Below are 12,901 nucleotides of genomic sequence, written 5' to 3'. Positions count from 1 at the left end.
TTTTTAAGTGTAAAACAAGCTTATTATTGAATTGAAAGTGTTGGATTAATCTATCAGCTATCTAATCAATTGCATTATTAGCCTATTAGCTTTAATTACTATCCAAGAGTAAAAGCACTTTTGGACTATTTGCAACAACAAATGTTTCCAAAATACTAAATGTTGCAGCATCGATATAGGTTACACTACCATTAGAGTTAACAGTTACAATATAATTATTATCGGAAGAAAGTGCAAAGAATCCTGTAAAGCTGCTAATGTCTAAACGAGTCATTACAGAATAAGCGTTTGTACTTGTTTGTCTTATAATCTCATAAAGATAGTTGCCATGATCAACTACTGATACATATATCACAGTATAGTCATCTGATAAATCACTTTCTGCCACCATTTCTGGTTTTGATGGCTTATTATAATCACCGAGTTCAGTATTTGAGCCATGTGAAAAATTATCATAAACTTTATAAGGTTTAAAGGCTGCTCCATCTTCATCCTTTTGGCCACCTACTTTATATCCAGCATAAACCATAGTACCATCTAAAGAGAGTGTAAGGCTTTTTAAATGTTTCCTACTAACATACTTTACACTTTTAATTATTGTATTAGTTGATACTTCCCCAATATGAAAATGATGACCGTCATGATAGCCTACTATAAAATATTGATTATCAAGGGTAATGACTAAAGAATTAGGTGCAGCGTCTTTTATTTCAAAGTTGTCAGCGATCGTATTATTAGAAGTATCAATGACAGAAATAGAGTGGCTTCCAAAATTAATTACATATAATAAGCCAGAATTGGGTTGTCCATGATTGGTAAGTACCATAATAGTTGGATTACTTTGTACCATAATAGAAGTAGTTAAAGTATTTGTTGAAGTATCAATAACTGAAACGTAACCCGTATTTTCAGATGAGTCATAATTTGCTACATAGATAGTGGACTCATTGGAGTTAACCAGAATATTTCGGTTATACTGAAAAGAAGGTTCTCCAGGTAAATTAATGGTCGCTATAACCGTATTATCAGATACTTGAATAACAGAAACTGTTCCATCTTCATTTGCAACGTAAATATACTGATTACCATTTACACTTGCTTTTGCCATTGCTACAGGTCCTTGTCCAACAACAATTGCATCAAGATTAGATCCAACCACAGATACTATATTGGTATCCGAGTTTCCAACATATGCAGTAGGTATATCGGATTCCTCTTTTACTCTTATTAGAGAAACATTATCAATTACCACACTTGATGTAAAGGGAAAGGCCATTTTCATAATGGTTAACTTAGCAAAATATGAATTGGCAGGCACTCGCAAGCTAGTTTCATGAATGGTTTTATGTGTTGTGCTGAAGTAATTCGATAATTGACCTTTTAACAAACGATAATTAATACCTTCTTTTATGGGGTGTCCAGATAAATCTAAAAATTCTAATGTAACAGTTATAGGTGGTGAAATTTCTTCATCTTTGGTTGCTAAAGTCATAACTAGATTATAACTCTCACCGGGTACTACATTTATAATTTGGTGAATGCTTGCATCAACTTCTCTACCCGCCAAAACTGCACTATATTTTCCGGAACCCTCAGGAGATAATATAGAGTCAATGTAAGCATTAGAGCCAATCCATGGGTCTAGTGTACCGTCTTCAAAGTTATTGTTTTTTATTAAGTTTTGAAAAAACATGATATATTCTCCTATTTTTATAGTTTTTATTTTTACAAAATTCACTTATACTTACTAATATTATATGTTGTTAATTAATGGTGTGTACGTAATTGTATTTTGCTAGTAATAATTTCTTTATGATTCACTTGACTTTGACAGAATCTTCATGAGGTCTAGACGAGGGTGAATATAAAAGCTTGATAAATTTTCCTAAATTAGTATGGTTATATAGAGAACAATTGACTCAGAAACAGAAACAGTATTGGTACATATGAACCTGAAATCTTCAATTGACGCTTTTCCGTGTATCATTTCATAAGAAGACTTAGATATATCTGTCTATACATGCAAGAAGGAGTAGATTAAAATGTGAATTCAATATATAGAAGAACTCAAGTCACATGTCTATGATAGAAAATCTGAAGATGTTAAAGATTCCATAGAGAAAAATAATATAAAATAGCAGCATATAGAAACAAATGACAAAACTGAAATAGCATCGACAAATGGTAGCGCTTTTGCTACAATAAACGCAGAAGTATTACTTATATCTATTTAATAAAATGCAGTTGAATGCAAATTAGTAGAATTGTATTCCAACAAGATGTACATTAAAAATAAAATATTCATTTACATATAAATAAAATGAAGTATCCAGGAGGCAATATGCAGATATCAAATAGATTAGAGTTAATGGAGCATGTAAAAGAAAACATAATTAATAAGACGTATGATTCAGGAGTAATCTTGAAAAAAGACCTAGATGAGATAGTAGATTCTTTTTGGTACAAAGATGGAATGCTAAAAAATGAAGACCTTTATCATATAGATTTAAAAGATTTTAGTATTTTTCATGACTATTTAATAAAAAAGGTTATCGCTATTCATGAAGGTGAAATTAGTAATGAAAATGCAGAAATATTGAAAAAAGGTACATGCTTTAACATCAGTTTAGAGGAAATTAATGATGCTAAAAGTGCATATAAAATATATACGTTTAATGAATCTTACGAGTATGTTTTTATAGGTGATTTACACTCAGATGATCAATCATTAAAAAGAGCCCTACAATCAATAGAGTTCTATGAAAAAGTGGTTAGTAATCAGAAAATTAGACTTGTATTCACTGGAGATTATGTAGATAGAGGGCATGTGCATTTAAAGCTTATGGAACGTGTATTACTATTGAAATACTTGTTTCCTGAATATATTTTTTTATTAAGAGGGAATCATGATGGAGGCATTCTAGAAGGGAATGGATCATTGATACTCCCATACAGAATACCAGAAGAAGATACTAAAGAAATGTACTTTCCACATTATTTAAAAACACTAGGCTTAAAAAACAAGTCATTTAAGTCGACTTTACTTGAGCGATATCTTAATCTCTTCAATTCACTATCATATATTGCTGCAATTAAAAATGGAAGTCAAATTGTTCTTGCCGTCCACGGAGGGATTCCAAGACCAAAGTATGAGAACTCTAAATTCTATAAGCACTTAAATGTGTTATCAGACTTAACCGATCAATCAATAGTTGATCATATGGGGATAAATATATGTCAAAACATTATGTGGAGTGATCCTCATAAAGGTGATAAAGATTTAAGAGAACAATCAGGAAGATTTCAATTTACCAAGGAACATTTTAATGAGTTTAAAGAACGATTTGGATTTGATATTCTTATAAGAGGGCATGAAAGTGCAGCAGATGGGTTTAGATATCATTTTGATGAATGTTTAATAACAGTATTTTCAACAGGAGGTATGTATGAAAGTAATGATAAACTAGGTGATAAGGAAGAACTCAATTCAGAAAGTGGGTATTTAGAAATTAATCCAAAGGTACTTAGCATAAGTTACGATGGTATGCTAACCTTTCTCTAATAATATCAATGATGGTTCCGATATTAAATGTTATAGCGAAATAAGACCAAGAATTGCAAAAGCAGGACTTATTCAGAATAATCGATGATGTAAAAACCATATGAGCTTTCAGGACTAATATTTACAGTCTATTAGGATAATAGGCTTAAATAAAATAATGTGGCATTAGTTTTTAATAAGAGATCAGATAATCCTTTTACTTAAAATGAGGAGAAGATAAGGAAGGTGCATGGGATGGATAACTATAATGATATAGCTCTAAAAGAACTAAATAGATGGAAGAAAAAGATGAAGAAGAAGCCTTCTATAGCATCTAAAGCATCAAAAGGTGTACAAAACAAACTGAATGGAATATTACCAGAAAAATATCATGAAATAGTAACTTCAGCCATAAAAAATATGATAAAAGCTGTTTTACTGGGCTCAAAGTATGTAACCAAAGAACCTATAATAGATTTATCTTTAAAAGAAAGAGAAGTATTGGTTGCAGAAAAAACTAAGGTCTATAAAACCACAGCTATGATAGAGGGAGCAGGAACTGGAGCTGGAGGAATCATGTTAGGTCTTGCTGATCTCCCCTTACTCTTAAGCATTAAAATTAAATTTCTCTATGATATTGCAAGTATTTATGGGATAGATGTAAACGATTATAAAGAAAGAATATATATTCTCTATATATTTCAGCTTGCCTTCTCAAGTAAAAGTAATGTCAATAAGGTATTTAACCAGATTGAAGATTTTAACTTATTTTATAACACACTACCCAATGATATTAATTCTTTTGATTGGAGAACTTTTCAACAGGAATATAGAGATTATATTGATTTAGCCAAACTTCTTCAGATGATACCTGGCATAGGTGCTGTTGTAGGAGCTTATGTAAATGCAAAACTTATCGAAAAGCTTAGTAAAACTGCTATTCAAGCATATCGTATGCGATTACTTCAATGAACAAGCAAAGGTAAACTTAAATTAACTACTTTTAATTATTAAACAACAAGTCAAGAGATACGGAACTTGTTGTTTTTATTATTCATTGAGATAGTCTGATGTATTTCATCAAACATATATAAAGAATTAGTATAATTTTATTGAAATGTAAAAAATATTACACTATACTTATAATAAGTAATAAAAATATTCAAACTTTATAAGAGGGGATCAAGATAATGAAAAGATTTAAATTAACGGCATTATCATTAATTATGGTAATTGTAACGTTATGTATAAGTGGATGTGGCAATGACAGATCAGAGAGTATAAAAGAAACCTTTAATCAGGTAGCTGAAGATCATATACTAAACTATCCAGGAGAAACGTCATACACAGGTGATCTTCAATCCTTAGGAATAGAAGCTGAAAACTATGATATACCCTATGTATCGGATGAACAAAAACTGAAGCAAATTGATTCTTATAAGAAAAATCTAATACTCTTAAGTGAATATGATAATGAAGAACTAAATACAGTGGCTACTCTTAATAACGATGCCATTAAGTGGTTTTTACAAAATCAAATTGATAGTGAAGAATTTATGTATAATAAACACAAAATTAATCAGCTATGGGGTATACAAGTAAAACTTCCTGATTATTTAACTAATCAGTTTCAAATTAATAATAAAGAAGATGCAGAGTTATACATCAGTTTATTAGAGCAAAGCGGCAGGGTTTTTGATCAATTGATTGAAGATTCTCAAGTACGTGAAGAAAAAGGAATAATTCCATCCAAATATACGGTCAACAGTGTCAAAAGGCAGTGTCGTGAGTTTGCCTTAGGCAGGGCAATCAATAATGAGATCTACACTTCCTATGTTAAGAAAGTTGAGGTGCTTGACTCTATTAGTGAAGAAGAGAAAGAAGAATTATATACTCTTGTAGAAGAAGGAATTAAAGAACATGTTTTTCCAGCATATCAGAGATTAATTGATTATACAGAAGAATTATCTTTAAAAGCTAGTAATAAACCCTCAGGTGTCTGGGACCTACCTAATGATGACGAGTACTATCAATATCTTTTACGCACTCATACAACAACAGATTTAACACCAGAGGAAATACATAATTTAGGCTTAAGTGAAGTTGAAAGGATAAAATTAGAGATTGAAAAGGTACTCCAAGAAACTGAGTATAAAGATCTTAAGATTCCAGAATGCTTTGATATACCTTCTGAGGTTTATTCTGGAGATGAGGCATTAGCTAAATATGAACAACTTATTAGAGAGATGGATGAACGATTACCAGAGATGTTCGATATATTCCCAGAAGATGAGATAGTAATCAAACCAGTTCCCGCATATAGACAAGATTCTATAAGCAATTATTACTCAATACCAGCAATAGATTTGTCAACACCTGGAACATATTATGTCAATTTAGGCTATGATCATTGGGAAAATTCTATGTTGCCTCTTGCTTATCATGAAGGGCTACCTGGTCACCATTTTCAATTAACGATACAAGTGGAAAATGAAGATATACCTGTAATCAGAAAAGTATGGTACCCAACAGCATATACAGAAGGTTGGGCATTATATGCAGAGAAACTAGCAGATGAGTATGGGCTTTATGAAACACCAGTTCAACGGCTTGGGTATTTACAATCAGAGCTTTTAAGAGCAGGTAGATTAGTAGTAGATACAGGTTTACATTATAAAAGATGGTCTAGAGATGAGGCAATAGATTATCTTAATGGACTAACTGGATGGGACACTTCCAGAGAGATTGATAGATATCTTATATATCCAGGTCAAGCATGTTCTTATAAGATAGGAGAGTTAAAAATACTTGAGCTTAGAGAGAAAGCAAAAACAGAATTAGGAAATGATTTTGATATTAAAGAGTTCCATAGAGTAATATTGGAGAATGGAGCAATGCCTTTAGATATACTTGAACAACACGTTTGTAATTATATAGAATCTAATTAAGAGAAAAAAGTAACGACTATTATGTCGTTGCTTTTTTTAGTGTTAGGAAAAATCGCATTTTGCTCGCAAGGAAACATGCTTTCCTATTCTAGTTTTAATGTGACGTTAGCCACTTTGTACTAGGCATAGTAATAAGTTACTGTATATTAAAAATTGTAATTTATAACATTAGATTAAATATCATTTTTTTGCTCAGACATATCATTTTTTCAGTAAACATATATTGAAATCCTTATAAATAAAGGACTTCCTTTTCTTCAGTAAGATTTCATCATTTAGTTACGGATATTCAATTTAAAGGCAACATGATACGATTTAGAAAATGTTTGTTATAGCAAACGTAACACAAAATGAAGAAGAGGTGAAATGTATTGATTAAAAGGCAACTAAACACTCTTCCTAAAGTACAATCAAGAAGAGCATTAAAAATGAAAGAGTATAGTGGCTATTATCTGATGTTGTTACCTATTATCTTATGGTATATCATCTTTCGATATGGACCTATGTATGGCATCGTTATAGCATTTCAAGATTTTTACCCATTAAAAGGTATTTCGGGGAGCGAGTGGGTAGGGTTCAAACACTTCAAAACCATGTTTACAGGTTTGTATTTCCTACCTGTATTGAGAAATACCATTCTTATCAGTTTCTATAAGTTAATATTTGGATTTCCAGCTCCAATCATTCTAGCACTTATATTTAATGAAATACGTCATAAACATTTTAAAAAAATTTCACAGACAATCTCTTACTTACCCCACTTTCTATCATGGGTTATCGTATCAGGACTAGTGATAGAAATGTTATCGCCCAGTAGAGGTCTTGTTAACTACTTCATTCAACTGTTGGGATTTGACCCTATATTCTTTGTTGCCGACCCTAAGTACTTTCGTTCTGTATTAGTCGGATCAGGTATTTGGCAAGGTATAGGGTGGGGATCTATCATTTATTTGGCAGCTATTAGTAATATCGATCCACAACTCTATGAAGCAGCGGCCATCGATGGTGCCACTAGAATACAACGTATTCGCTTTATAACGTTACCTTCCCTTGCACCAGTTGTCACCATAATGTTAATTTTTGCTTGTGGTAAGCTGATTGACGACAACTTTTCTCAAGTATATAACTTATTAAACTTAAAAGTTATGTCCGTTGGTGATGTTATTTCAACCTATACCTATGAACAAGGTTTAGTACAAATGCAATACAGTTACTCAACTGCTGTAGGTCTCTTTAAAAACATCGTATCCTTTAGTATGGTATTTGGGGCCAATGCTATTGCTAAACGGGTATCAGAATATGGAATTTGGTAAGGGGGACTGACATGAAAGTAAAAAAAACCATAGATGATTATATAGTAGATATATTTTGTTATACGTTCTTAATTATTTTATGCATAACCATCATCATTCCTTTTTTGCAGATTATTACGATATCGCTGAGCCCAATTAAATATGTCAATAGTTTTGGGTTAAAGCTATTTCCTAAGGAAATTGTTTTTGATGGCTATATTAATATTTTTAAAAACAATCAATTATGGATAGGTTATAAAAATACAATTTTTGTTACAGTCGTTGGTACATTTTTTAATGTATTGATTACTTGTATAGGCGCATATGCCTTATCTAAAAAAGATTTACCAGGTAGAAACTATTTGACTGCCTTTATCGTTTTTACCATGTATTTTGGTGGGGGAACAATTCCCACATATCTTATGATGAGACAGCTCCACTTAGTCGATAATATGGCAGTCTATATTTTGCCTGGAATTATTAGTAGTTATAACATGATTATTACCAGAAACTTTTTTATGTCCTTGCCTAATAGTTTAGAAGAGTCTGCTAGAGTTGATGGTGCAGGGCTACTAAGAATTTTCTTTGTGATTATATTGCCTCTATCAAAACCAATTATAGCCACCATTTCCCTATGGTATGGTGTAGCCCATTGGAATGAGTGGCGAGCTAGTTTAATTTATGTTCCTGACTCAGAAAAACATCTACTTCAGTATGTTCTGAGACAGATTTTATTTGAAGGTACTTTGAAAGAAGAAAGCTTAGTAGAGGATGTACGTGAAGTCATCGTCAATACAGAGACCATGAAAAATGCAGCTCTGCTTATAGCTACAATACCTATTTTATGTGTATACCCATTTGTTCAAAAATACTTTGTAAAGGGTGTCATGGTTGGCTCATTGAAGGGATAAGGATAAGCTTTGCTTATTCAAATAAATTGACTAAATAGGAGAGGAGGCTTTGATTTAAATTTTATTTGAAGGTATAATAAAGATACTCGAATTAGGAGGGGAAACAATGAAAAAAGTCGTTTCATTATTATTAGTATTAAGTTTAACTATGTCTCTTTTAGCAGGATGTGGTGAGAGTAGAGAAACTGGAAACGAAGAAACTAAAGTGGAGACGAAAGACAATAAAGAAGCAGCTGAAAAGCAAGAAGAGAAAGAAGAGCCTGTTGTAATCGAGTGGTTAGCTTATAATCCTGATGCAGAGCCAGAGGAAGATGCGCCTGTTATCAAGTATGTAGAAGAGAAGTTTAATGTAGATTTAGAAGTATGGTTCATGGCAAGAGAAAATTTACATGAAGCTCTTAATATCAAGATAGCTGGTGGCGAAATGCCAGATATCTTTAAGCCTAAGAGTGGTAGTCTAGGTAATTATGTAAAGCAAGGTGTAGCAGGGGAAGTACCTAGAGAAACAATCAAAGAGTATGCTCCCGATTTATTTGCTCTCTATGAAGAATATTATCCAGGTGGAGAAATTTGGGTACGTTCTATGTATGAAGGTAAAAACTATGGTTATTCTGGATTCAATACTTTTGGTGAATTTCCAAGTCTTGTTATCTGGAGAGAAGATTGGCTTAATAATTTAGGTTATGATGAGGCACCTACAACAATAGATGAGTTTGAAGAAGTACTTTATCGATTTGCTCATGACGATCCTGATGGCAATGGTAAAGATGATACCTATGGTATGTCTGACTTTGCATTCAATATGGTATTTGGAGCATATGGTATGGGTCAATTAAGTTCAATGAGTTGGTTTGGTACCAATCGAGTGATGATAGATGGTAAGCCAACTTTTGCATGTATTCAACCGGAAACGAAAGAAGCATTAGCTAAATTAGCTGATTGGTATGCAAAAGGTATCATTGACCCAGAGTTTATTACCAGTGAACATACATCTGGTCATTGGGCTACATCTCAAGCTTTCTTAAATGGACGTATTGGCTTAACTGGAAGAGCTAATCCTGGTCATTGGGAACTAGATGAATATGATCAAAGAGAAAAGGTTGAGCAGTTACAAGCCAATAACCCGGATGGAAGAGTACTTTTTGCTTTACCACCAGTAGGTCCTACTGGATTAAGTGGTACCAACAATGATGGAGCTATTGGTAGTATGTACATGTTTACTTCAAAAGCAACAGCTGATCCAAATAAAGTACAAAAGATTTTGGAAATGGCTAATGAAACTATACTGGATTTTGATCATGCCATTACATTAAGCAATGGCTATGAAGGTGAGCATTTTGAGTATAGAGATAAAAATGGCTACCAGAAGGCATATCAAATTTTGCCAGAAGGTATTCATCCTAAAACTCTTGGTATAGGTGTACTCTCAACAGCAACAAATCCTGCAGATGAGCGTGAATTCTATAAAGCTAAGACAGATGATTTTCTTTACTTAACTGCGGGGCGTACTGAAGGTATGTCTCAACCTAAAGTACCATCAACAGAAGCTTATTCTCAATATGCACCAGATTTACGTAGAATGGCTGCAGAAGCATTTATTACAATCGTAACTGGTGAAAAACCAATCGAATACTTCGATGAGTTTGTTGAGAACTATCTAGAGAATGGCGGACAAGAAACAATTGACCAAATGCAAGCTGCTTATGCTGGTGCCTTAGGTAATTAATCATGTTTGTGAAGAGCATCTTATTTAAGGTGCTTTTCTTGCCGTCAAAATATTTTATAGCATTAGGTATGACCTACCATTATACAAATGTCAAAGTAAAGACCTATATTGAGTAAATTTCTGGTTTATCTTGTCTTAATGTTCTTACAAACGGTATAATTATTCATATCATGGGGGGATAGGTATGAAGGACTTTAAAAGAAAACTAATCATCTATAATATCATTGTTGTTCTAGCTGTTTTCATTGTATTTATCGTGATACAAGGTTTTTACTCCTTTGGCGTATATAAGGAAGCTAGGATTCGAGATTACATAAAGATGATGGACCAACTTAAAGAAGGTGTAGACCATCAATTAGCTTATCAAGTTGAACAAGTACCTAATCGTCTATTAAATAATACGGAAGTAAGAGAAAGTGTCTACAATGATTATCAGTGGACCAGTGTTAGAATTTTTCGTATGAAGGATATTATTACTAATTTCCTAACTGAGAGTAAATATATAACGGGATTAGATATTTATTATCATCAAGATGATATTGCTTTCTTATCAGGTTCGTATAAGAAGATTGAAAACTATAATTCCAAGCCCTATATTGATTGGATTTATAACGTACAGGATTTTAACCAAGAGCGAAACTGGATCGCTACAAGATATTATGAGCCTATGGAACAAGAGGTAGCTAGTTGTGTAGTCAATATTCCTTTCTTACCATCAACTCTTAAAGGCAAGATAGCGCTTCACTTAGATATGGATGAGCTCCAGAATTATGCTGAGAACTTTATAGATGGCATTGGTCAAGTAAGAATCATTAATACATTTGGTCAAAATATAACAGGAGAAGCTAAAGATAATGAACTCATAATAGAAGCTTTGGAAAATGATGAACACTATTTTGAATACCAAGCAGAAGAAAAGCGAATTACCTTTATTAGAGAAAGTCAAGTGAACAATTGGGTTTATGTTTATGATTTGCCTAGAGATGAAGTTTATAATTTAAAAAGCTTTGTCGTTGGCAATGGTGTGATGGGCATATTATTTATTACACTAACTGCGATCACTACGACTTTTATTAATCTTATCATCTATGGACCGATCAAGCAAATATTCTCATTAGTAGATAGGATACCTATAGAAATGCCAGAAGAACAAGCAGCTTTGGATACGGACATCATTAAATCTAAGTTGACTAAACTGGTGAACACCTATGATCAATTGGAAACAGATGTGAAGATGAATAAGCAAATTATTAGTGGCTATCATCTTAAGGGATTTATGAGGGGTAAATACACCTACCAAGATATTTTAGATACAGGTTACATTGATTTTAATTATGAAACGGGGTTTTGTACGGCTATACAGTTAAGGGATACTCACTCTCAAGAGCAAAGCAGGCAACTACTGAATGCTATACGTGATACACTCAATCAAGACTTTAATAGCTATGCTTGCTATTCGGCACTTGATGGTGATATCATCTACGCCCTTTTCTGCGTCTTAGATAAATATGTGGTACCTGCTAATACAGTCAAAAGAACGTTGCTTCATTTAAATATTGAGGATTTAGTCTATGTAGGTATTGGCAAGAGTTTTGATTTTAAATCAGATAGTGTTATTGATTCTTATAGTGCTGCAAAGAATGCCTTAAAATATGCATTTATCATGCCAGAAATGACCTATTTTGATGCTGAGAAAGAAAAATATGATGATTATAAGACGACAGGAAGTCGAGATTTTATCATCAATAATCTAGAAAAATCCTTGTTGCTTTGTGATTATGATGCATGTGAACTGGAATTAGCTAGGATTTTTCATGCTTTGCACTATGGTAAATATCACATCCATTATTGTACCAACACTTGTTATGAAGTGTGTTCAACCATTAGAAGAGCTTGTGGGCAATTAGGGTATGGTTTAGATCAACATCTCCAATATGACTTAAGAGATAGTATCTATACCATTAAAAATATTAATGAATTGGAAATCAAACTTAAGAATATTATCTATAATTCATTAATTACTATTTCAAATGAAATGAAGACAACTTATAACTCAGGTAATGAGCTGAGACTGACCATTGAGAAGATTATACATGATAATCTTTTTAATGATATTTCACTTCAATTCATAGCTGATTCAGTGGAGATGCGTTATGATACATTAAGTAGAAACTTTCAGTCCATTATGGGATGTACTTATAGTAAGTACATTAAAAAGATCAAGCTAGATAAGTCTGTTGAATTACTGGCTCAAAATAAATATACAGTAAAAGATATCGCTTCGTTGTTAGGATATAATTCAACACATTATTTTATTCAAGTATTTAAAAAACACTATGGTATGACACCTAAGAAGTATCAAGAAATAGAACTCCAAGCAGAAGAATAATTAAAAATGGTAGTCACGAGTCTAATAGATTCTCGACTATCATTTTTTTGTTTAAGTAGGTAGCATATACCTTTAAAAATAAAGAAATATAGAA

General features: G+C 32.5%; 8 protein-coding genes. 7 read left to right on the top strand and 1 reads right to left on the bottom strand.

The window, feature by feature from the left end; all coding sequences use genetic code 11:
* Positions 1–91 precede the first annotated feature (91 nt).
* The gene (locus tag C1Y58_RS17095; protein ID WP_105617307.1) at positions 92–1,693 is read right to left on the bottom strand and encodes an NTTRR-F1 domain; all 1,602 of its coding nucleotides are present in this window, start codon (positions 1,691–1,693) and stop codon (positions 92–94) included.
* A 648-nt stretch (positions 1,694–2,341) separates the two neighbouring features.
* Here C1Y58_RS17095 and C1Y58_RS17090 point away from each other — a divergent pair.
* From C1Y58_RS17090 to C1Y58_RS17060, 7 genes are all read left to right on the top strand, one after another.
* Complete coding sequence (locus C1Y58_RS17090) at positions 2,342–3,562, top strand: metallophosphoesterase family protein (protein ID WP_157950167.1); 1,221 nt, start codon at positions 2,342–2,344, stop codon at positions 3,560–3,562.
* A 234-nt stretch (positions 3,563–3,796) separates the two neighbouring features.
* Positions 3,797–4,513 (top strand): EcsC family protein, encoded by a 717-nt coding sequence (locus tag C1Y58_RS17085; RefSeq protein ID WP_105617305.1) that lies wholly within the window; start codon positions 3,797–3,799, stop codon positions 4,511–4,513.
* Positions 4,514–4,731: 218 nt separating this feature from the next.
* Positions 4,732–6,489, top strand: coding sequence for a DUF885 domain-containing protein (locus tag C1Y58_RS17080; RefSeq protein ID WP_105617304.1), 1,758 nt, complete (start codon positions 4,732–4,734; stop codon positions 6,487–6,489).
* Between the two features lie 428 nt (positions 6,490–6,917).
* Entirely contained in the window at positions 6,918–7,802 is an 885-nt protein-coding gene (locus C1Y58_RS17075) for an ABC transporter permease (RefSeq protein ID WP_105617401.1), read from the top strand.
* 11 nt (positions 7,803–7,813) lie between these two features.
* Positions 7,814–8,692 (top strand): carbohydrate ABC transporter permease, encoded by an 879-nt coding sequence (locus C1Y58_RS17070; RefSeq protein WP_105617303.1) that lies wholly within the window; start codon positions 7,814–7,816, stop codon positions 8,690–8,692.
* Between the two features lie 106 nt (positions 8,693–8,798).
* Positions 8,799–10,418, top strand: coding sequence for an extracellular solute-binding protein (locus C1Y58_RS17065; protein ID WP_105617302.1), 1,620 nt, complete (start codon positions 8,799–8,801; stop codon positions 10,416–10,418).
* Positions 10,419–10,602: 184 nt separating this feature from the next.
* Positions 10,603–12,807, top strand: a complete 2,205-nt coding sequence (locus C1Y58_RS17060) for a helix-turn-helix transcriptional regulator (RefSeq protein ID WP_105617301.1) — start codon at positions 10,603–10,605, stop codon at positions 12,805–12,807.
* The last annotated feature ends 94 nt before the right edge of the window (positions 12,808–12,901 follow it).

The organism is Vallitalea okinawensis, assembly GCF_002964605.1.
Taxonomy (GTDB): Bacteria; Bacillota; Clostridia; order Lachnospirales; family PQDH01; genus Vallitalea_A; species Vallitalea_A okinawensis.
Note: the sequence above shows the minus strand (reverse complement) of the source record. Positions and strands in the feature narration are given on the sequence as shown.

Coding starts and splice junctions, on each gene's coding strand:
- C1Y58_RS17065 (WP_105617302.1), top strand. CDS start 8,799: ATGAAAAAAGTCGTTTCATTATTATTAGTATTAAGTTTAACTATGTCT.
- C1Y58_RS17090 (WP_157950167.1), top strand. CDS start 2,342: ATGCAGATATCAAATAGATTAGAGTTAATGGAGCATGTAAAAGAAAAC.
- C1Y58_RS17070 (WP_105617303.1), top strand. CDS start 7,814: ATGAAAGTAAAAAAAACCATAGATGATTATATAGTAGATATATTTTGT.
- C1Y58_RS17095 (WP_105617307.1), bottom strand. CDS start 1,693: ATGTTTTTTCAAAACTTAATAAAAAACAATAACTTTGAAGACGGTACA.
- C1Y58_RS17075 (WP_105617401.1), top strand. CDS start 6,918: ATGAAAGAGTATAGTGGCTATTATCTGATGTTGTTACCTATTATCTTA.
- C1Y58_RS17060 (WP_105617301.1), top strand. CDS start 10,603: ATGAAGGACTTTAAAAGAAAACTAATCATCTATAATATCATTGTTGTT.
- C1Y58_RS17085 (WP_105617305.1), top strand. CDS start 3,797: ATGGATAACTATAATGATATAGCTCTAAAAGAACTAAATAGATGGAAG.
- C1Y58_RS17080 (WP_105617304.1), top strand. CDS start 4,732: ATGAAAAGATTTAAATTAACGGCATTATCATTAATTATGGTAATTGTA.